The 20,470-nt window shown below is 72.3% G+C and carries 13 protein-coding genes and 2 pseudogenes; 9 read left to right on the top strand and 6 right to left on the bottom strand.

What is annotated here, in order from left to right:
• Positions 1–196 precede the first annotated feature (196 nt).
• From FVS66_RS15280 to FVS66_RS15270, 3 genes are read left to right on the top strand one after another with little or no spacing between them, the layout of a single operon-like run.
• Complete coding sequence (locus FVS66_RS15280; protein WP_149181749.1) at positions 197–1,567, top strand: ABC transporter substrate-binding protein; 1,371 nt, start codon at positions 197–199, stop codon at positions 1,565–1,567.
• A 3-nt stretch (positions 1,568–1,570) separates the two neighbouring features.
• Entirely contained in the window at positions 1,571–2,920 is a 1,350-nt protein-coding gene (locus tag FVS66_RS15275) for a carbohydrate ABC transporter permease (protein ID WP_149181748.1), read from the top strand.
• Positions 2,917–3,846 (top strand): carbohydrate ABC transporter permease, encoded by a 930-nt coding sequence (locus FVS66_RS15270; protein ID WP_149181747.1) that lies wholly within the window; start codon positions 2,917–2,919, stop codon positions 3,844–3,846. Before FVS66_RS15275 ends, FVS66_RS15270 begins: the two co-directional genes overlap by 4 nt.
• Positions 3,847–3,866: 20 nt before the next feature.
• Here FVS66_RS15270 and FVS66_RS15265 read toward each other — a convergent pair whose 3' ends face one another.
• The 3 genes and pseudogenes from FVS66_RS15265 to FVS66_RS15255 all read right to left on the bottom strand — a co-directional run bounded on the left by FVS66_RS15265 (position 3,867) and on the right by FVS66_RS15255 (position 8,328).
• Positions 3,867–5,528 (bottom strand): glycosyltransferase family 2 protein, encoded by a 1,662-nt coding sequence (locus tag FVS66_RS15265; protein ID WP_149181746.1) that lies wholly within the window; start codon positions 5,526–5,528, stop codon positions 3,867–3,869.
• Positions 5,525–7,875, bottom strand: a pseudogene (locus FVS66_RS36830) (CDP-glycerol:glycerophosphate glycerophosphotransferase). Before FVS66_RS36830 ends, FVS66_RS15265 begins: the two are co-directional and overlap by 4 nt.
• A 159-nt stretch (positions 7,876–8,034) precedes the next feature.
• Positions 8,035–8,328 (bottom strand): hypothetical protein, encoded by a 294-nt coding sequence (locus tag FVS66_RS15255; RefSeq protein ID WP_149181745.1) that lies wholly within the window; start codon positions 8,326–8,328, stop codon positions 8,035–8,037.
• 245 nt (positions 8,329–8,573) lie between these two features.
• Between FVS66_RS15255 and FVS66_RS15250 the strand changes: the two are divergent.
• The 3 genes and pseudogenes from FVS66_RS15250 to rfbD form a co-directional block, all read left to right on the top strand.
• A pseudogene (locus FVS66_RS15250) lies at positions 8,574–8,753 on the top strand (glucose-1-phosphate thymidylyltransferase); the annotation flags it as partial.
• A complete protein-coding gene (gene rfbB, locus FVS66_RS15245; RefSeq protein ID WP_149181744.1) occupies positions 8,750–9,751 on the top strand; it encodes a dTDP-glucose 4,6-dehydratase in 1,002 nt (333 codons plus the stop codon). The pseudogene FVS66_RS15250 and the gene rfbB, both read left to right, overlap by 4 nt.
• Before the next feature lie 5 nt (positions 9,752–9,756).
• The gene (gene rfbD / locus FVS66_RS15240) at positions 9,757–10,632 is read left to right on the top strand and encodes a dTDP-4-dehydrorhamnose reductase (protein WP_149181765.1); all 876 of its coding nucleotides are present in this window, start codon (positions 9,757–9,759) and stop codon (positions 10,630–10,632) included.
• Here the strand turns inward: rfbD and FVS66_RS15235 are convergent.
• Together FVS66_RS15235 and FVS66_RS15230 are read right to left on the bottom strand one after the other, a co-directional pair.
• A complete protein-coding gene (locus FVS66_RS15235; RefSeq protein ID WP_149181766.1) occupies positions 10,613–11,224 on the bottom strand; it encodes a dTDP-4-dehydrorhamnose 3,5-epimerase in 612 nt (203 codons plus the stop codon). The genes rfbD and FVS66_RS15235 overlap by 20 nt on opposite strands.
• A gap of 243 nt (positions 11,225–11,467) precedes the next feature.
• Positions 11,468–12,091 (bottom strand): TetR/AcrR family transcriptional regulator, encoded by a 624-nt coding sequence (locus tag FVS66_RS15230; protein WP_149181743.1) that lies wholly within the window; start codon positions 12,089–12,091, stop codon positions 11,468–11,470.
• 106 nt (positions 12,092–12,197) lie between these two features.
• Here FVS66_RS15230 and FVS66_RS15225 point away from each other — a divergent pair, with 106 nt between their 5' ends.
• The 3 genes from FVS66_RS15225 to FVS66_RS15215 all read left to right on the top strand — a co-directional run bounded on the left by FVS66_RS15225 (position 12,198) and on the right by FVS66_RS15215 (position 15,278).
• On the top strand, positions 12,198–13,187 hold the full coding sequence (locus FVS66_RS15225) for an ABC transporter permease (RefSeq protein ID WP_399225603.1): 990 nt from the start codon (positions 12,198–12,200) through the stop codon (positions 13,185–13,187).
• On the top strand, positions 13,180–13,947 hold the full coding sequence (locus FVS66_RS15220) for an ABC transporter ATP-binding protein (RefSeq protein ID WP_262387010.1): 768 nt from the start codon (positions 13,180–13,182) through the stop codon (positions 13,945–13,947). The genes FVS66_RS15225 and FVS66_RS15220 overlap by 8 nt, the downstream gene beginning before the upstream one ends.
• Before the next feature lie 98 nt (positions 13,948–14,045).
• A complete protein-coding gene (locus FVS66_RS15215; protein ID WP_149181741.1) occupies positions 14,046–15,278 on the top strand; it encodes a glycosyltransferase 87 family protein in 1,233 nt (410 codons plus the stop codon).
• An 85-nt stretch (positions 15,279–15,363) separates the two neighbouring features.
• Here FVS66_RS15215 and FVS66_RS15210 read toward each other — a convergent pair whose 3' ends face one another.
• On the bottom strand, positions 15,364–20,298 hold the full coding sequence (locus FVS66_RS15210; protein ID WP_149181740.1) for an NAD-glutamate dehydrogenase: 4,935 nt from the start codon (positions 20,296–20,298) through the stop codon (positions 15,364–15,366).
• Positions 20,299–20,470: the final 172 nt, after the last annotated feature.

Here is a 20,470-nt window from a genome sequence, read left to right as displayed (position 1 = left end):
TGGCCTTCCCGTGCGGCCCGGCATCGCTGACGGCACGTCACGAGCCCATCACGATCGAGGAGTAGACGCGGAAGGCGGTATTGCGGGCCCCCGGCACCGGGCGTAGACCAGACCGGAAGACACAGCGTGAAGGACAGCGAGAAGGACAGCGCAACGGGACGACAGGGACGACGCACACGGGAGAAACGGGGCAGTGATGCGTACAACTCCGCGCAAACACCGGGCCGCGGTCGCCGTCGCGGCCATCGGGGCCCTCGCCCTCACCATGGCCGGCTGCGGCGGCGACGGTGACGGCGGCGGCTCCAGCGGGGGCGGGAGCGGCAAGGGCACGACGGAGACGGTCCGGTTACCGAAGCTCGACGGTCAGCAGCTCCAGGTCGTGGCCGTGTGGACCGGCCCGGAGCAGGAGGCGTTCACGAAGGTCCTGAAGGAGTTCGAGAAGCGCACCGGCGCGCAGGTCTCATACGTCCCGACGCAGGACGCGATGCTCAACTACATCGGCACGAAGATCGCCGGCGATTCCCCGCCCGATGTGGCGATGCTCCAGCAGGTCGGCGCCCTCCACCAGGCGGTGCAGCGCGCATGGGCGAAACCGGCGGGCGCCGAGACGAAGGCGCAGCTGGCGAAGAACTACTCCAAGGGCTGGCAGGACCTCGGCGCGGTGGACGGCACGCAGTACGGCGTGTACTTCAAGACCGCCAACAAGTCGCTGATCTGGTACAACACCGCCGTCTTCGACAACGCGGGCGCATCCGAGCCGAAGACGTGGAAGGAACTGCTCTCCACCGCCGAGACGATCTCCGCGTCCGGAGTCACCCCGGTGTCGATCGGCGGCGCGGACGGCTGGACGCTCACGGACTGGTTCGAGAACGTCTATCTGTCCCAGGCGGGCCCGGAGAAGTACGACCAGCTGGCGAAGCACGAGATCAAGTGGACCGACCCTTCGGTCACCCAGGCCCTCGCCACCCTCGCCGAGTTGTTCGGCAAGCCGAACCTGATCGCGGGCGGCGCGGCCGGGGCGCTCCAGACGGAGTTCCCGACGTCCGTGACGCAGACGTTCACCGGCGGCGCCCAGCCGAAGGCCGCGATGGTCTTCGAGGGCGACTTCGTGTCGATCAACATCGCCCAGACGGAGGCGAAGCTCGGCACGGACGCGAAGGTGTTCCCGTTCCCTGCCGTGGGTGGCGAGGCCCCCGTGGTGACGGGCGGGGACGTGGCGGTCGCGCTGACGGACAAGCCGGCGGCGCAGGCGCTGCTGACGTTCCTGGCGTCCCCGGACGCGGCGGCGATCTGGGCGGGTGAGGGCGGCTTCATCTCGCCCAACAAGGCGCTGGACGTGGCCGCGTACCCGAACGACGTGCAGCGGGACATCGCGAAGGCGCTGATCGCGGCGGGCGACGACTTCCGCTTCGACATGTCGGACCAGATGCCTCAGTCGTTCGGCGGCACACCCGGCAAGGGCGAGTGGAAGGCGCTCCAGGACTTCCTGAAGAACCCGAAGGACATCGCGGGGACCCAGGCACGGCTGGAGGCCGACGCGGCCAAGGCGTACAAGAGCACGAGCTGAGCCATGGCAGCCGCTCCCCCGCAGAAGGGAACGCAGCAGCACCGGCGGAAGGACCGACAGGGCAGGAGCGTGACCGGCACGCGCAAGCCGCTTGTGGCGGGCTTCCTGCTGCCCGCGCTGGTACTGCTGGGCGCGCTCGTGGTCTACCCGATCGGATACTCGGTCCAGCGGTCGTTCTTCGACCAGCCCGGCACGGGCTTCGCGGGCCTGGACAACTATGTGGAGATCTTCACCGACGACACGATCCTGACGGCCGTACGGAACAACGCGATCTGGGTCGTCGTGGCGCCGACGGTCGCCACTGCCCTTGGCCTGATCTTCGCGGTGCTGACGGAACGGGTGCGGTGGGGTACGGCGTTCAAGCTGCTCGTCTTCATGCCGATGGCGATCTCGATGCTCGCCGCCGGGATCATCTTCCGGCTCGTCTACGAGCAGGACCCGGAGCGGGGCGTCGCGAACGCGGTGTGGGTGGGCGTGCACGACACGTTCGCCGAGTCGGCCGGGTACCCGAAGGCGCGCCCGCTGCCGGTGCATCCGCTGGAGGCGGCCGGCGGGGGCGCGTACATCACCAAGGAGCCGGTGCGGGCGGGCACGCCGGCGCGGCTGCCGCTGGTCGGGGTGGCGCCCGCGAGGATGCCGGACGGCGCGGAGCCGGCCAGGGAGCCGCAGCCGGCGTCCGGCCGGGTGACGGGCACGGCCTGGCTGGACTTCACCAAGGGCGGCGGAGGGGCCGCCAACGCCGTCGACAAGGCGGAACGGGGCCTCAAGGGCCTTGAGATAGAAGCGGTCAAGGACGGGAGGGTCGTCGCCAGGGCGAAGGCGGCGGCGGACGGTACGTTCACGCTGCCCGCGGCGGCGGACGGCGCGCATCTGCGCCTGCCCGGCTCGAACTTCCGGGAGCCGTACAGCGGCGTCGACTGGCTGGGCCCGACGCTGGTGACGCCCGCCATCATCGGCAGCTACGTGTGGATGTGGGCCGGCTTCGCGATGGTCCTCATCGCGGCGGGCCTGGCGGGTCTCCCCCGCGAGCTGCTGGAGGCGGCGCGGGTGGACGGCGCCAACGAGTGGCAGGTCTTCCGCCGTGTGACCGTACCGCTCCTGGCGCCGGTGCTGGCGGTCGTCCTGGTCACCCTGATGATCAACGTTCTGAAGATCTTCGACCTGGTCTTCATCATCGCGCCGGGCTCGGTCCAGGACGACGCGAACGTGCTGGCGCTCCAGCTGTATCGCTCGTCGTTCGGCACGGACGCGCATCCGGGCGTGGGCAGTGCGATCTCGGTTCTGCTGTTGCTGCTGGTGATCCCGGTGATGCTCTTCAATATCAGGCGCATCCGGAAGGAGACGCGCCGATGACGACTCCCCAGGCGCCGCGGACCAAGGCGCCGCAGACGAGGGCGCCGCGGACCAAGGCGCCGCAGACGAAGGCGCAGCAGTCGGTGGCGGCCCGTATCGTCTCCCGTCTGGCGGGCGGCGCGGCGCAGTTCTTCCTCGTCGCGGTGGCGCTGTTCTGGCTGCTGCCGACGGCCGGTCTGCTCCTGTCCTCGCTCCGCTCGCCGTCGGACATCAACGAGAGCGGCTGGTGGCGGGTCTTCACGGCGCCGGCGCAGCTGACCCTCGACAACTACACGACCATCCTCAGGAACGAGACGATCACGGACTCGCTCCTCTCCACGGTGCTGATCACGGTCCCGGCGACGGTGCTGGTCGTGGTGATCGGCTCACTGGCGGGGTACGCGTTCGCGTGGATGGAGTTCCCGGGCAGGGACTGGTGGTTCCTCGCGGTGGTGGGGCTGCTGGTGGTCCCGGTGCAGGTGGCGCTGATCCCGGTGTCGAAGCTGTTCGGCGAGATCGGCGTCTTCGAGACGACCCTGGGCGTGGTCCTGTTCCACACCGCCTTCGGCCTGCCCTTCGCGATCTTCCTGCTGCGCAACTTCTTCGCGGAGATCCCGCGCGAACTGCTGGAGGCGGCCCGCCTGGACGGGGCAGGCGAGATCCGCCTGTTCGCCCGTGTGGTGATGCCCCTGGGCGGCCCAGCGATCGCGTCGCTGGGCATCTTCCAGTTCCTGTGGGTCTGGAACGACATGCTGATCGCCCTCATCTTCGCCGACTCGGACGCGCCGCCCATCACGGTGGCCCTGCAGCAGCAGGTCCGTCAGTTCGGCAACAACATCGACGTCCTGGCGCCCGGGGCGTTCGTGTCGATGGTGATTCCGCTGGCGGTGTTCTTCGCCTTCCAGCGGCAGTTCGTGTCGGGGGTGATGGCGGGCGCGGTGAAGTAGACCGGTCGGGACCTCGCCGCTCAGCCCCTGATCAGTGCTCGGGCCGCGCGCCGTACCGGGCCCCGCTGTGCGACCGGGCCCAGCAGGCGGCCCACCGGGCCCTGCGCGTCCCAGTGGAGCTGGAGGCGGCCCGCGTCCCGGGCCTCCGGCTCGACCGTGACGCGGTGGCGTGCGGGGCCGGGGAGCGAGAAGGGCGCGAAGTCCAGGGGGGCCAGGAGGACGCCCGTGTGGGCGGTGCCCTCCTCCGTGAGCTCCAGGACCGGGTGGCGCACGCCCCGGAAGCCGTACACGGGCAGGGACACCGCCGCCAGGTCCAGCCGCACGGTGCCCTCGAAGACGCCCCGGCCCGCCGGGTCCAGGCGCAACGGGACCGTCGTACGGCGCCCGGCCGGGGTGAGGTGGACGCGCGCCGGGAGCGGAGCCAGCGGCAGGCGCAGGCCCGGGTCGTACGTGCGCACCGCCAGGTCCACGGCCGCGCCGGGCCCCGGGGTCACCCGGAGGATCTCGTGGCGGAACCACGCCGCGGCCAACGGGCAGCCGGACAGGTCCGGTTCGGTCAGGTCCAGGTCCCGGCGGGCGGCCTCCGACGAGGGCACGGCGTCGCCCCAGTACGTACGGCCGTCCTCGACGGTCACCCGGCGCGGGCCGATCCCGTGCGCCAGGCCCCGGGCCGCGTGCCGCGCCTCCCCGTACCGGCCCTCGCGCAGCAGTCCCACCACGGCGCGCTCGACCCGCCCGAGCCGCTCGAACGCGGCGGGCGCGAGACCCGCCATGTACGGGACGACCTCCGCGGCGTACCCCTCGACCCACGCAGTGTCCCGGTACGGCAGGTCACCGGCGTACAGGCGCAGGTCGTGGGCGAGGAAGCGGTAGTCCTTCTCCTCCCGCAGCGCGGACCCGGGCGGGGCGCCGTGCACGGCGAGGAACGTGTCGATGCGCCGGGCGATCTCGACGCGGTCGCGGACGTCGGCGATGAGGTGCCGGCGGGTGGAGAGCGTCGCGACGTCCGCCGGGGCGTGCGGGGCGTGCGGCGCGTACGGGGCGAAGTACCAGCGGTAGACGGGTTCGGTGATGATCCGGAAGGCGTGGGCGAGGGTGTACGCCTGGGCGGAGAACAGCTGGTCCTCGTAGTGGAGGCCCTCGGGGAAGCGCAGGGCGTGCCGGTCCAGGAACTCCTTCCGGTACATCTTGTTCGTCGCCAGGGGCTCGAAGAGGAGCCGTGGTTCGTCCGCGAGGCCGCGTACGGTGCGGCGGCGGTCGAAGAGGGACGGCATCCACAGGCCGTGCGCGCCGGTGTCGGTGCGGACGCGTTCGACGGCGCCCATGGTGAAGTCGACGTCGTCCTCGGCGTGCGCGGCGAGGAGCAGTTCCACGGCCTTCGGGGGGAGTTCGTCGTCGCTGTCGAGGAACATGACGTAGGGCGCGCGGGCGATGTCGAGGGCGCGGTTGCGGGGCACGGAACAGCCGCCGCTGTTGCGTTCGAGGCGCAGCACTCGGATGCGGCGGTCGCGGTCGGCGAGGTCGGCGGCGACCTTCGGGGTGTCGTCGGTGGAGTGGTCGTCGCTGATGACGATTTCGACGGCGCGGTGGGTCTGGTTCCGTACGGAGGCCACGGCGCGCGGCAGCCGGGCCGCGTCGTCGTGGACGACGACGATCACCGTGACCGTGGGGAGGGTCGTCATCGGCGGATGGCTTCCTGAGGTGTCGGGGCGGGAGTGCGGCGGTCCAGGGGCAGGACGGGCGGCAGGCTCTCCTCGCCCTCACCGAGGAAGACGCGGCGGACGACGCGTTCGGCGGCGCGCCCGTCGTCGTACTGGCAGAAGCGGAGCCGGAAGTCGTGGCGGAGCTTGGCGGCCGCCTCGCCGGACCAGTCGTCGGGGTTGCGGAGGATGTCGGTGAGGTCGCCCTGGGTGCGGGCGACGGGGCCGGGCGGCTCGGCGGTGAGGTCGAAGTAGACGCCGCGGGTCTCGGTGTACGTCGGCCAGTCGTCGGCGTGGACGACGATCGGCCGGTCGAGGTTGGCGTAGTCGAACATGATCGACGAGTAGTCGGTGACGAGGGCGTCGGCGGCGAGGAGCAGCCTCTCCACGGGGTGGAGCGGGTGACGTCGAGGACGCGCGGGTGGCGGGGGACGGACCGGGGCTCGTCGGCGTGGATGCAGTGGCCGCGGACGAGGAGGACGGTGTCGTCGCCGAGCCGGTCCGCCAGGCGGGTCAGGTCGAGCCGGGGCGTCCACCGGGCCTGGTGGTCGCGGTGAGTGGGGGCGTAGAGGACGGCGCGTACGCCGGGTTCGACGCCGAGGGCGGCGCGGGCGGCGCGGACGTCGGCGGCGGTGGCCCGGTACAGGACGTCGTTGCGGGGGTAGCCGTAGTCGAGCGTCCGGAAGCCCGAGGGGTAGGCACGCTGCCAGGTCTCGGTGGAGTGGGCGTTGGCGGAGAGGCTGTAGTCCCAGCGGTCGACGCGGGCGAGGAGGGCCTCGAAGTCCAGGCCGCGGGCGGTGGCGGGGTGGGCCCGCTGGTCGACGCCCATGGTCTTGAGCGGGGTGCCGTGGTGGGTCTGGAGGTGGACGGTGCCGGGGCGTTTGACGACCCGGCCGGGGAAGTCGACGTTGCTGACGAGGTACTTGGCGCGGGCGAGGGCGTCCCAGGCGCGGGCGGTGCCGAGGACGGCATGGTCGGTGCCGGGCGGCAGCAGCGGGACGCGGTCCGGTCGGACGAGCCACAGCCTGCGGATGTCCGGGGCGAGTTCGGCCAGTTCGGCGGCGATGGCGGCCGGGTTGCAGTGGACGCCGCGGCCCCAGTACGCGGAGAAGACCGCGAGGTCCTCGTCGACGGGGCGGCGCAGGGCCCGCCGGTAGCGGAGCCGGGTGCGGGCGTCGGCGGCGCGGCGGGCGTGGCGGGCGCCCGCGGTGTGCAGGGCGCGCCGCCCGTCGTCGGCCAGGCGGAGCAGCCGGTAGCAGAGGTGCGCGTGGTGGCCGAGGAGCGCGTGCCGTACGCCGTCGAGGCCGCCGGGACGGTGGTGCCCCTCCGGGCGGAACCGTGCGGTGTGGTCGGCGGCGCGGCGGAAGTACTCGGCGGCGTCGCCCGGAGGCAGTTCGTCGCGGCGGGCGAGGGTGTGCAGATAGTCGCCGACCATGCGGTCGTACAGCCGGGCCCGCACCCCGGCCGGGGCGGAGGCGGCGATGGCCAGGTGGTGGAGCCGCTCGTACTGCGCGAACGCCGCGAAATGCCGTCCGGGCCCGGCGGCACGCCGCTGGGCGGGCCGTTCGTCGCGGTGGACGAGCACCGGCGTGTCGCAGCAGGCGATACGCCGCGCCAGGAGCAGCACCGCGTACGACACGTACAGCTCGTCGTGCCCGTCTGTGCCGATCAGCTCGGGGTGCTCGTCGAGCAGCCCGGCCCGGATGAGCCGGTCGCCGAGGAGCGGCGCCACGTCGAGCAGGTCCGGGCGGCGGGCGAGGGTGCCGGCGGGCGCCCCGAGGGCCCGGGTGAGGACGGGGCGGGCCCCGCCCGGGGCGGCGTCGTCCCACCAGGTGGCGCGGTGGTGGTCGCACAACAGCACGTCGGGCAGCCGGTCGCGCGCACCACGCGCCTCGGACGCCGCGCCGCCGCCGTCAGGCCCGGCGTCGTCAGGCCCGCCGCCGTCACGACCAGCGCTGTCACGCCCGGCGCCGTCACGCCCGGCGCCGAGGCGGGTCAGGCGTTCGGCGAGAGCGGCGACCGCGCCGTCCGGGAGGCGGTCGGAGGGGCGGAGGAACTGGAGGTATGTCCCGGTGGCCGCGCGGGCGGCGGCCGCTCGGGCGTGGGCGGCGGGAGCGTCCGAAGGGACGCGGACGACGGTGACGCGTGGGTCACGCAGGGCGTGGGCCTCGGCGAGCGCGCGGGCGGCCGGATCGTCGCCGGTGCCGCCCTCGTGGGCGGTGACGACGAGGTCCAGGCCGGGGTACGCCTGCCCTGTGACGCTGTCCAGACAGGCGCGGAGGTGGGGCAGCGGGCCCCGGCCGGACACGATGACGCTGAGCTTGAGCATGGGGACGTACGGTCCTTCTGAGAGCGGTGCGGGGGCGGGCGCTCAGGCGGCCACGCGGTCGGCGGGCCTGTCGACCGGGACGAACTGGCGGTTGAGGATGTCCTGGACGGGGATGTGCTGCCCCGCGACGATCGCCCGCGAGACACGCCGGAAATCGGATCACGGGGGCGAACGGCACACCGAACCCGTGTTTTTTTCCATGCCGAGGAGCATCCAGCCCGTCAGTGGCGGATGGTTGTGGACCGGCGGGTGCGGGAGCGGCTCGGCGTGGATACGCACGGGCCCCGCCAGGGCGACGACACACCCGAATCCATAGAAGAACCGCACGTCAGCGGGGCCTCGGGTGGCGGCGGCGAGCAGCATCCCGGCGGGAAACGCGAGCGCCGCGACGCTCAGGTCGACAATCCGCGCTTTCCGCGCGTCCCGGGGCAGAGGCGACATTCGTCCGTACATGATCGACGAACGTAGCAACGCACATGCGATGAGCGAAGCACCGATTAACACACTTAATCCGCAATGGAGTTCACAGAACGCCTGCCATGGGCGCACGAGTGAATTCATGAATCACACATATGGACCAAGGCGCGACTAAATTCGTGGCGTTCAACTGTCCTTCAGAGCCCGCCTCTTGTTCGCGCGCTCCGCGTGTCGGTTCCGCTCAGGTCCCAGAATCAGGTCAGTCCATCGCGGGGAACCACCGGGTGACGGACAGCGGCATCGGGTACTCCATCGTGCCCAGCGGGTCGTCCCCGCTCGGCGTGGGGCGCGTCGAGGCATCCCTGATCGGCCGTAACGTCGAGATCACCCCGGCTCCGCCCATCCCGGCCGCCCACCGTCCGGTGCTCGGCGATCACAGCAAGGTGCAGATCTCAGCATGAACACCGTGACGCGCATCCTGGTCACCGGCGGCGCGGGCTTCATCGGCTCGCACTACGTCCGTACGCTCCTGGCCGCCCCCTGTACCGGTACGGAGGCCGCCCGTACCGAGGTCACCGTCCTCGACCGGCTCACCTGCGCCGGCAACCCCGCCAGCCTCGACCCCGTCCTCGCCGACCCCCGCTTCGCCTTCGTACGCGGCGACGTCTGCGACGCCGAACTCGTCGGGAAGCTGGTCTCGGAGCACGACGAGGTAGTGCACTTCGCGGCCGAGTCCCATGTCGACCGGTCCATCGCGGGCGCCGACGCGTTCGTCCGGACGAACGTCCTCGGCACACAGACCCTCCTTGACGCGGCGCTGCGGAACAGGCTCCGCAGGTTCGTGCAGATCTCCACGGACGAGGTGTACGGGTCGGTCGACGCGGGCGCCCCGACCGAGGACGAGCCGCCGCGGCCCGACTCCCCGTTCGCGGCGACGAAGGCCGCCGCCGACCTGCTCGCGCTCTCCTACCACCGTACGCACGGCCTGGACGTGCGGGTGACGCGCTGCTCCAGCGGCTACGGCCCGTACCAGTCCCCGGAGAAGGTCGTCCCGCTGTTCGTGACACGGCTGCTGACGGGCGGCCGGGTGCCGCTGTACGGGGACGGCTCGCAGATCCGCGACTGGCTGCACGTCGACGACCATGTCGCGGGCATCGAGCGGGTACGGACCCAGGGCAGGCCCGGCGAGATCCACCACATCGGCGGCGGCACGGAACTGAGCAACCGCCGGCTGACCGACTTCCTGCCGGCCGCCTGCGGCGCCGACTGGTCCCGCGTCGATCACGTCGCCGACCGCGAGGGCCACGACCGGCGGTACGCGCTGGACGACTCGAAGATCCGCGCCGAGCTGGGCTACCGGCCGCGTACGGACTTCGCGACCGGGCTCGCCGCGACCATCGCCTGGTACCGGGACAACCGCTCCTGGTGGGAGCCGCTGCCGGGGCGGGCCGGGCGGTGACGCGGGTGCGGAAGCGGTGGCTGGTCACCGGCGCGGGCGGGCTGCTCGGCCGGGACGTCGTGGCCCGGCTGGGCGCGCGCGCCGTGGGCCTGGACCGGCGGGCGCTGGACGTCACGGACCCGGTCGCGGTGCGCGCGGTACTCCAGGCGCACCGCCCGGCGGTGGTGGTGAACTGCGCGGCCTGGACGGCGGTCGACGCGGCGGAGTCCAGGGAGCGGGAGGCCCTGCTGGTCAACGGCACGGCGGTGCGCTATCTGGCGGAGGCGTGCGCCGACGTCGGCTGCCTGCTGCTGCACGTCTCGACCGACTACGTCTTCGGCGGCGACGCGTGCGTGCCGTATGCGGAGGACGCCCTGCCGGGCCCGCGCACCGCGTACGGCCGGACGAAGCTGACGGGCGAGCGGGCGGTCCTCGAGCTGCTGCCCGAGCGCGGCTACGTGGTCCGGACGGCGTGGCTGTACGGCGGCGGCGGGGGGAACTTCGTCCGCACGATGATCCGCGCGGAGTCGACCCGGGAGAGCGTGGCGGTCGTCGACGACCAGCGCGGCCAGCCGACATGGACGGCCGACCTGGCGGACCGGCTGCGGGCGCTGGGCCGGGCAGCGACGGCCGGGCGGGCGCCCGCCGGCGTGTACCACGGCTCGAGCGGCGGCGACGCCACCTGGTACGAGCTGGCCCGCGAGACGTTCCGGCTGCTGGGCGCCGCCCCGGAGCGGGTCCGGGCGACGCCCGGTACGGCGTTCCCCCGGCCGGCGGCGCGCCCCGCGTACAGCGTGCTGGGGCACGACCGCTGGCACGAGGCGGGGCTCGAGCCGCCGCGCGACTGGCGGGACGCGCTGGCGGCGGCGTTCCCCTCGCTGGTCAGCGCCGAGCGGGGCTGAGGCCCTTCAGGGTGGCGTACCAGTCGCGGCACACCTCGTAGGACGGCAGCAGGCCCCCGCGTTCCGCCTCGGCGAGCGTGGGGGCCGCGGCGTCCTTGTCGGACAGGATCGGGGTGATGCCCGGGGGCCAGTCGATGGCCAGGTCCGGGTCGAGGGGATGGATGCCGTGCTCGCGGGCGGGGGCGTAGCCGCGGGAGCAGAGGTGGACGACGGTGGCGTCGTCGGTGAGCGCCATGAAGGCGTGCCCCAGCCCCTCGGCGAGGTGGAGCGCGCGGCGCTCGCGGTCGTCGAGGCGTACGGCCTCCCAGGCGCGGTAGGTGGGCGATCCCTCCCGCAGATCGACGACGACGTCGAGCACGGCACCCCGCACACAGGTGACGTACTTGGCCTGCCCGGGCGGCACGTCGGCGTAGTGCACGCCCCGCAGCGTGCCGCGACTGGACACGGAGCAGTTCGCCTGGGCGAGCCCGAGCCCGTATCCGGCGGCTTCCGCCAGGTCGGGCGCCCGGAACCACTCGTGGAACGTTCCCCGGTCGTCCGCGAAGACCTGCGGCTCCCTCACCCATGCGCCTTCGATGCTCAGCTCTCGCACTGTGGCCACCGTCCTTTCGTGTCGGCAGACTCAACCGGTCGAGCGGCATCACGTCACCGAAGACACCTCCGTTCGGGTGATGCGCGGCGAGCGCGGTGACAGCAGTGACACACGCGCTGGAAGTGGAACCGACCCCCGCGCCGCCGGCCCGTCGGTCCCGTACCGCCGCGGACACCGCGCCCCGGTCCGTTCCGTACCCACCGGGGCCGCGGCGCGCGTTGACAGGGGCGCGGGAGGTCGCGTTCAGGCGGTGAGCGCCGCTACCGCGGACTTGGCCAGGTCGTCGAGGTAGCCCGTAGGAAGCTCGGGGTCGCGGACCACGACGAGGCGCCAGTACAAGGGCCCGACCACCAGGTCGAGCGCCCGGTCGGGCCGGGTGCCCTCCGGCAGCTCACCGCGCGCCACCGCGTCCCGCACGACCTGCGCGACCACCCCCTGCTGACCGTCCAGCAGAGCACCCCGCACCGCCTCGGCGATCTCCGGCTGCCGCGCCGCCTCCACCAGCAGATCGGGGATGACCTGCGACGCGACGGGGTGGCGCAGGGCGTGCGAGGCGACCTCCAGGAGGGCGCGCACATCCCCGTACAAGGACCCGGTCGCGGGCGCCGGCAGCCCCTGCGCGGCGAACGCGCCCAGCAGGTCGAGCACCAGCGACAGCTTGGACTTCCAGCGCCGGTACACGGCGGTCTTCCCGACACCGGCCCGACGGGCGATGCCCTCGATCGACATACGCGCGAACCCCACCGCCGCCAGCTCCTCGAAGACGGCCGCGCGGATCGCTTCGGTCACGTCCTCCCGGAGCACGGCGGCTCCCGCGGGGGCGCGGCGGGGGGTTCCGGGGGGCGGTGGCGTCATGCCCGGGATCATAGCGCGACGCCCACGTCACGACGGGACGGTTGCGTTCCGACGCAGGGGCGTCCTAATGTCGGCGTAGCGACGATACGGGTCCGTCCCGACGAAAGGGGAGCGCACGGTGAGTCCTGCGAGCAGCACGATCGCGCCACCGCCCGCGGCAGACCGCCTCGCCGCCCCGGCGCAGGCCGCACAGGCACCCGCCGCACAGGCACCCTCCCCCGCACCCCTCCCCCACGGGCACGAGGACCTCCGGGCCCTCGCCCTGCGCCACGGTCTGACCGTCAGCGGCGCCCGGCCGCCCCTCCCCCGGTACATGCGGCAGCTCTGGTCGAGGCGGCACTTCATCACCGCGTTCGCGACCGCCCGCCTCACCGCGCAGTACAGCCAGGCGAAGCTGGGGCAGCTGTGGCAGGTGATGACGCCGTTGCTGAACGCGGCGGTGTACTACTTCGTCTTCGGCGTCCTGATGGACACCCGCTCCCATGTCGAGGACTTCGTCCCGTTCCTGGTGACGGGTGTCTTCATCTGGACCTTCACAGCCAGCTCGATCATGGCCGGCACCCGTGCCGTCAGCGGCAACCTCGGACTCGTCCGCGCGCTGCACTTCCCGCGCGCGAGCCTGCCCGTGGCGCTCTCGCTGCAGCAGCTCCAGCAGCTGGTGTTCTCACTGGCCGCGCTCGTCGTCATCCTGCTGGGCTTCGGCGTCCCGCCGGGCGCGTCCTGGCTGCTCGCGGTCCCGGCGCTGACGCTTCAGGCACTCTTCAACACGGGCGTGTCGCTCGCCATGGCGCGGGTCGCCGCCCGAACGCCCGACGTCGCGCAGCTGATGCCGTTCGTGCTGCGGACCTGGATGTACGCGTCGGGCGTGATGTGGAGCCTCCAGCACATCCTCGCGGACCGGGACCTGCCGCAGGCGGTCGCCACGGCGCTCCAGTACAACCCGGCCGCCCTCTACATCGACCTGATGCGCTCCGCGCTCATCGACAGCTTCACCGCCGCGCAGCTGCCGCCCCATGCGTGGGCCGCGGCGGCGGGCTGGGCACTGGCCGCCTTCGTGGGCGGGTTCATCTACTTCTGGCAGGCAGAGGAGACATACGGCCGTGGCTGAACGCGTTCCGACCGTCGTCGTCGACGGCGTCCATGTGACCTACACCGTGCAGGGTGCGGGCGGCCGGGCGAAGGGCGGCGCCGGCTCGGCGCTCGGGCGGATCCTGGCGCGCGGGAAGGCCGCGCCCGGCACCCGTACGGTGCACGCCGTCAAGGGCGTGAGCTTCGCCGCGTACAAGGGCGAGGCCATCGGGCTCATCGGCACCAACGGCTCCGGCAAGTCCACCCTGCTGAAGGCGGTCGCCGGGCTGCTGCCGCCCAGCCGGGGCCGCATCTACACGCAGGGCCAGCCGAGCCTCCTCGGCGTGAACGCCGCCCTGATGGGCGATCTGACGGGCGAGCGGAACGTCGTGCTCGGCGGGCTCGCGATGGGCATGACGCGCGCCGAGATCAAGGACCGCTACCAGCGGATCGTCGACTTCTCCGGCATCAACGAGAAGGGCGACTTCGTCTCGCTGCCGATGCGCACGTACTCGTCCGGCATGGGCGCCCGGCTGCGCTTCTCCATCGCCGCCGCCCGGTCCCACGACGTACTCCTCATCGACGAGGCACTGGCCACGGGTGACGCGGCGTTCCGGCGGCGCAGCCAGGAGCGCATCAACGAGCTGCGCGCCGAGGCCGGCACGGTCTTCCTGGTCAGCCACAGCAACTCGACGATCCGGGAGACCTGCGACCGGGCGATCTGGCTGGAGTCGGGGCAGATCCTGCTGGACGGCCCGTCGGACGAGGTCGTCACGGCGTACGAACGCCACACCCGCTAGTCACCGCCGGCCGCCCCGCGGACAGCGTCCCGGAGCCTGTCACCCCGAAGACGTCAATATCAGGCAAACCACCCCATAGCGGACTAGAGTGCGCGGGGATGACGACGTACCGGCTCAGCACACCGCGTACCCGGCGCCACCGCCTCCGCTTCCGCGAGCGGCACCGCCCGGGCCTCCTTCCCCTCCTCGCCGTCTGGGCCCTCAGCCGCGCCGGGATGCTGTGGCTGCTGGCGCACGACACGCTCGGCATCGGCGGTGTCGGCCGCGAGGTCCACATCCTCTACCAGCACTGGTACGAGCAGCTCGCCCACGGCGCCCTCCCGGCCGGCGACGCCACCTGGCAGTACCCGCCCGGCGCCGCCCTGGTGCTCCTCGCCCCCGGCCTGGTGCCCGGCCTCACGTACTTCCAGGCGTTCGTCGGCCTCGCCCTGGTGGCGGACGCGGCGGTGATGCTCGCCCTGGCCAGGGCGGGCGAACACGGCGCCTGGTACTGGACCGGCGGCCTGCCCCTGCTGCTGCACATCCCGCTCGCCCGGTACGACGTCCAGGTCACCGCCCTGGCCGTGGGCGCCCTCCTCGCCCTACGGGCGGGCAGACTGCGGGCGGGCGGCGCGCTGGCCGGGCTCGGCGCCCTCGCCAAGGGCTGGCCGGCGCTCACCCTCCTGGGCACGCCCCGGGGGCTCACCACGCGCAGGTCGTGGACGTCCGCGCTGGTCACCACGGCGGGCGGGGCGGCCGCTCTGGCCCTGGCGTTCCCGCACACCCTGGACTTCCTGCGCCACCAGGGCAACCGGGGGGTGCAGGTCGAGTCGGTCGGCGGCACCCTGCTGTCGCTGGCGCACCTGGCCGGATGGCCAGGCCAGGTCGTGTACCGGTACGGGGCGTTCGAGTTCACCGGCCCGCACGTCGGGGTCGTGGTGTTCGCCTCGCTGGTGCTGACCGGGGCGGTGCTGGTGTGGCTGATGCTCTGGCGGGTGCGGTCGCTCCACTGGTCGGACGCCACGCCCGCGGACGCGGCGCTCATGGCCGTCCTGCTGTGCACGGTGACCAGCCGGGTGATCAGCCCCCAGTACCTGGTGTGGCTGCTCGGGCTGGCGGCGGTGTGCCTGACGTTCCGGAACACCACACAGCGCCCGGTCGCGATGCTCCTGCTGCCGGCCGCCGCGCTGACGGCGCTCGCGTACCCGCTGCTCTACGTCGACGTGCTGATGGTCACGCCGCTGGGGTGCGCGGTGCTGCTGGCCCGTAACGGGCTGCTGGTGCTGGCGGCGCTGCTGTCGTGCCGACTGCTGTGGGAAGAGTCGGCGCCGGACGTGCTGCGGGTGCCGTGAGACGCGGCGGGGCGCCCACCGCGTGTCGCGGCGGGCGCCCCTGTGCTGCGTACTCGTCCCACGCCCCTTGTGGGGCGTCCCCGTACTAGCTGTGCGTGCGCAGCAGCGTCCGCATCGTCCGCATGGCCACCGACAGGTTCGCCAGGTCGAAGGCGTCCGAGCTCTGGATCTCCTCCAGCGTCGTCCGCGCCCGGGTCAGCAGGGAGGCGTTCTTGCGCTCCCAGTCCGCGAACCGCTCACCGGGCGACAGCGAACCGTTGCCCGCGGACAGCACGTCGGCGGTGAGCGCGGCGTGCGCCGCGTACAGGTCCTCGCGGATGGCGGCGCGGGCCATGGACTGCCAGCGGTCGGCGCGCGGCAGCTCGATGATCCGGTCCATCAGCTGCGTGATCCGCAGCCGGTCCGCGAGATCGTAGTAGACCTCGGCGACGGCGAGCGCCTCCTTGCCGGTGCGGTCCGCGATCGCGACGATGTCAAGCGTCGGGAACGCCGACGAGAACCCGGCGACCCGTGCGGCCAGCTCCTGAGGGACGCCCGCCCCGGTCAGCTCGGTGACCAGGCCCTCGTACCAGTCGAGGTCGGCGCCGCGCAGCAGCTTCGGCAGCTCGCCCCAGACCCGCTCGACCCGCTCGGCGAAGAAGTCGATCGTCGAGGCGAGCTCCAGCGGCTGCGGCCGGTTGTTGAGCAGCCAGCGCGTACCGCGTTCGACGAGGCGGCGGGAGTGGAGCCGGATCCGGGTCTGGACGTCGGCGGCGACCTGGTTGTCGAGGGCCTCGACGGCGTCCCAGACCGCGCCGAGCCCGAAGATGGCGCGGGCGGCGGCCTGCGCCCGGACGATCTCCTCGATCGACGCGCCGGTCTCCTCGCGGAGCCGGTGCAGGAACGTGGAGCCGCCGGTGTTGACGGTGTCGTTGACCAGGACCGTGGTGATGATCTCGCGGCGCAGGGGGTGGCCGTCGACCTGCTCGGGGAACTCCTCGCGGAGCTTCGTCGGGAAGTACGCGTGGAGCAGGCTCCGCAGGTACGGGTCGTCCGGCAGGCCGGTGGTGATCAGCTCCTCCGCCACCGTGATCTTCGTGTAGGCGAGCAGCACCGCAAGCTCGGGCTGGCTCAGCCCCTTGCCCGCGTTGAGCAGTTCGCGGATCTGCCGGTCGTGGGGCAGGAACTCCAGGGACCGGTCGAGAGCGCCCTCGCGGCCCAGGCGGCGCATGAACCGCTGGTGGGCGTGGAGGAGCGACGGCGACTGGCGGACGGCGTTGGCGAGGGCCACGTTCTGCGCGTAGTTGTTGCGCAGCACCAGCGCGCCGACCTCGTCGGTCATCTCGGCGAGGATCTTGTTGCGCTGCTTGACGGTCATGTCGCCGTCGGCGACCAGCCCGTTCAGCAGGATCTTGATGTTCACCTCGTGGTCGGAGGTGTCCACGCCGGCGCTGTTGTCGATGGCGTCGGTGTTGACCTTGCCGCCCGTGCCGCCGGGGCCGCCCTTGCGGGCGAACTCGATACGGCCGAGCTGGGTGAGGCCGAGGTTGCCTCCCTCGCCGACGACCTTGACGCGGAGCTGCTGGCCGTCGACGCGGATGGCGTCGTTCGCCTTGTCGCCGACGTCGGCGTGCGACTCGGTGGACGCCTTGACGTACGTACCGATGCCGCCGTTCCACAGCAGGTCCACGGGGGACTTGAGGATGGCCTTCATCAGCTCGGCGGGGGTCAGCTTGGTGACGCCGTCCGCGATGCCGAGGGCGGCCCGCACGTGCGCGTTGACGGGGATGGACTTGGCGCTGCGCGGGTGGATGCCGCCGCCCGGGGAGAGCAGCTCGGTGTCGTAGTCGGCCCAGGAGCTGCGGGGCAGCTCGAACAGACGGCGGCGCTCGGCGTACGAGACGGCCGCGTCCGGGTCCGGGTCGATGAAGATGTGCCGGTGGTCGAAGGCCGCGACGAGCCGGATGTGCTCGCTGAGCAGCATGCCGTTGCCGAACACGTCACCGGACATGTCGCCCACGCCGACGACCGTGAAGTCCTCCGTCTGCGTGTCGTGGCCGAGCTCCCGGAAGTGCCGCTTGACGGACTCCCAGGCGCCGCGCGCGGTGATGCCCATGCCCTTGTGGTCGTATCCGGCGGAGCCGCCGGAAGCGAAGGCGTCGCCGAGCCAGAAGCCGTACCCGACGGCGACCTCGTTGGCGATGTCGGAGAACGTCGCGGTGCCCTTGTCGGCGGCGACGACGAGGTAGGTGTCGTCCTCGTCGTGGCGGACGACGCCGGCGGGCGGCACGACCTCGCCCGCGACCAGGTTGTCGGTGATGTCGAGGAGCGCGGAGATGAACGTGCGGTAGCAGGCGACGCCCTCGGCGAGCCACGCGTCACGGTCGACGGACGGGTCGGGCAGGTGCTTGGCGACGAAGCCGCCCTTGGCGCCGACCGGGACGATGACGGTGTTCTTCACCATCTGCGCCTTGACCAGGCCGAGGATCTCCGTACGGAAGTCCTCACGCCGGTCGGACCAGCGCAGACCACCGCGCGCGACCTTGCCGAACCGCAGGTGGACGCCCTCGACCCGCGGCGAGTACACCCAGATCTCGAACGCGGGACGCGGCGCCGGCAGGTCGGGGATGGCCTGCGGGTCGAACTTCATCGACACATAGGCGTGCGGCCGGCCCTCCGCGTCCTTCTGGAAGAAGTTGGTGCGCAGGGTCGCCTTGATGACGGTGAGGAAGGAGCGCAGGATGCGGTCCTCGTCGAGCGAGGCGACCTGGTCGAGCGCGCCGTCGAGCTCCTCCAGGAGCCCGTCGGTCAGCTCGGTGCCGGCCCGCTGGCGCTCCGGCGACATACGCGCCTCGAAGAGGGAGACGAGCAGCCGGGTGGTGTGGACGTTGTTTCGGAGGGTGTCCTCCATGTAGTCCTGGCTGAACGTCGAACCGGCCTGGCGCAGGTACTTGGCGTAGGCGCGCAGCACCATCGCCTGCCGCCAGCCCAGCCCGGCGCTGAGGACGAGGGCGTTGAAGCCGTCGTTCTCGGCCTGGCCGGTCCAGGAGGCGGCGAATGCCTCCTGGAAGCGCTCGCGGGCGTCGTCGCCGAGGTAGTCGCCGCCGCCGGTGGCGGTGGGCATGCGCAGGCCGAAGTCGTAGATCCAGGCGTGGGTGCGGTCGGCGCAGCGCAGCTCGTACGGCCGCTCGTCGACGACCTCGACGCCGAGCCGGTTCAGCACGGGCAGCACGGCGGACAGGGAGACCTGGGCGCCCGACTTGTAGATCTTGAACCGGCGCTCGCCGGGGGCGGCGCCGACCGGCTCGTACAGGGAGAGCGCGAAGTCCTCGCCGCCCTTGGTGAGCTGCTCCAGCTGGACGACGTCGGCGACGGCGGAGCGCGGCGGGTGGTCGGCCTTGTAGCCCTCGGGGAAGGCGTTGCCGTAACGGCGCATCAGCTCGGCGGCGCGTTCCTCGCCGGTCTCGGCGTTGAGCGCCTCGGCGAAGCCGTCGACCCAGGACCGGGCGGCCTCGGCGAGCCGGGCCTCGACGCGGTCGACGTCGGCGTCGGTGAGCGGGGTGAGGGTGGTGCCCTGCGGGACGCGGACGACGAAGTGGAGGCGGGAGAGGACCGACTCGGTGTTCCAGGCGGTGAAGTCGACGCTGGTGCCGCCGAGCTCCTCCTTGAGGATGTCGGTCAGCCGCTCGCGGACGGTGGTGTTGAACCGGTCGCGCGGCAGGTAGACGAGCGCGGAGTAGTAGCGCCCGTACTCGTCCTGGCGCAGGTAGAGGCGGAGCCGGCGGCGTTCCTGGAGGTACAGGACGCTGGTGACGATGGAGAGCAGCTGGTCGACGGGCGTCTGGAACAGCTCGTCGCGCGGGTACGTCTCCAGGATCTGCAGCAGGTCGCGGCCGTCGTGGCTGTTGGGCGAGAAGCCGGCGGCGTCGAGGACCTCGGCGACCTTGCGGCGGATGACGGGCACGCGCCGGACGGACTCGGTGTAGGCGGCGGACGAGAACAGCCCGAGGAACCGCCGCTCACCGACCACATTGCCGGCGGCGTCGAACTTCTTGACGCCGATGTAGTCCAGGTAGGACGGCCGGTGGACGGTGGCGCGGCTGTTGGCCTTGGTGAGGATGAGCAGGTTGTGCTCACGGGCCTTGGCGCGGGCGTCGGCGGGGAGCCGGTTGAAGGACGGCGAGACGGGGTGGCCGTGCGCGTCGTCGCCGCTGTGGTGCGGGTCGGAGCGGAGCACACCGAGGCCGGTGCCGGGGACGGCGGCGAGAGCGTCGCCGTCGACGAGGTTGTACTCGCGGTAGCCGAGGAAGGTGAAGTGGTCGTCGGCGAGCCAGCGCAGCAGCTCGCGGGCCTCCTCGACCTCGCTGGGACGCAGGTCGTCGGCGGTGGGCTCGTCGGGCAGGTCCTCGGCGAGGCGGAGGGCCGCGTCGCGCATCTTCTCCCAGTCCTCGACGGCCTCGCGGACGTCGGACAGGACGCGCAGCAGATCGGCGGTGATCTGCTTGAGGTCGGCGCGGTCGGTCTCGCGGTCGATCTCGACGTGGATCCACGACTCGACGAGCGCGTCGTGCGGCCTGCCGCCGCCGGAGACCGAGCCGGGGCCGGAGGGGATGATCTCGATGAGCCTGCCGGTCACATCACGGCGGACGACGACCTGCGGGTGGATGACGAGGTGGATGCCGCGGTTCTGCCGGGACAGCTCGTTGGTGACGGAGTCCACCAGGAACGGCATGTCGTCGGTGACCACCTCGACGACGGAGTGGCTGCACGTCCAGCCGTTCTCCTCGACGGTCGGCGTGTGCACCCGGACGCTGGCCGTGCCCTGCGGGCGGTTCTCCGCCAGCCGGTAGTGCGACAGGGCCGCGCCGAAGATGTCGACCGGATCGCGGTCCTTGAGGTCCTCGGGAGCGGTGTGCAGGTAGTAGCGCTGGAGGTACTCGATCAGGGTGTCCGGGTCGGGCCGGTCCCCGCTCTCGTTCTCAGCTACCCGGGCGGCCCGTTCGAGCAGCTCGGCCTTGGCTTCGTCCAGCTTGGTCTGCATGTCCTCTGGCTCCTGTCGCGCGCCGTTGCGTGACGTAGGTGAAGGGTGTGACACGACGCCCGGGAGCGGGGTATCCGCTCAAGGGGGACGTCGTGCCGTGATGTGAGACGCCCGGACCGTTCTCGGCCATTCTCGGCGAAGAAGCCGTACGCGGCTGGGGAACCGGGCAGAA

The organism is Streptomyces sp. TRM49041 (assembly GCF_008271805.1).
Classification (GTDB): domain Bacteria; phylum Actinomycetota; class Actinomycetes; order Streptomycetales; family Streptomycetaceae; genus Streptomyces.
The sequence above is the reverse complement of the archived record's forward strand: the minus strand, read 5'-3'. Positions and strand labels throughout refer to the sequence as shown.

Coding starts and splice junctions, on each gene's coding strand:
- FVS66_RS15280 (WP_149181749.1), top strand. CDS start 197: ATGCGTACAACTCCGCGCAAACACCGGGCCGCGGTCGCCGTCGCGGCC.
- FVS66_RS15275 (WP_149181748.1), top strand. CDS start 1,571: ATGGCAGCCGCTCCCCCGCAGAAGGGAACGCAGCAGCACCGGCGGAAG.
- FVS66_RS15270 (WP_149181747.1), top strand. CDS start 2,917: ATGACGACTCCCCAGGCGCCGCGGACCAAGGCGCCGCAGACGAGGGCG.
- FVS66_RS15265 (WP_149181746.1), bottom strand. CDS start 5,528: ATGACGACCCTCCCCACGGTCACGGTGATCGTCGTCGTCCACGACGAC.
- FVS66_RS15255 (WP_149181745.1), bottom strand. CDS start 8,328: ATGTACGGACGAATGTCGCCTCTGCCCCGGGACGCGCGGAAAGCGCGG.
- rfbB (WP_149181744.1), top strand. CDS start 8,750: ATGAACACCGTGACGCGCATCCTGGTCACCGGCGGCGCGGGCTTCATC.
- FVS66_RS15230 (WP_149181743.1), bottom strand. CDS start 12,091: ATGATCCCGGGCATGACGCCACCGCCCCCCGGAACCCCCCGCCGCGCC.
- FVS66_RS15215 (WP_149181741.1), top strand. CDS start 14,046: ATGACGACGTACCGGCTCAGCACACCGCGTACCCGGCGCCACCGCCTC.
- FVS66_RS15210 (WP_149181740.1), bottom strand. CDS start 20,298: ATGCAGACCAAGCTGGACGAAGCCAAGGCCGAGCTGCTCGAACGGGCC.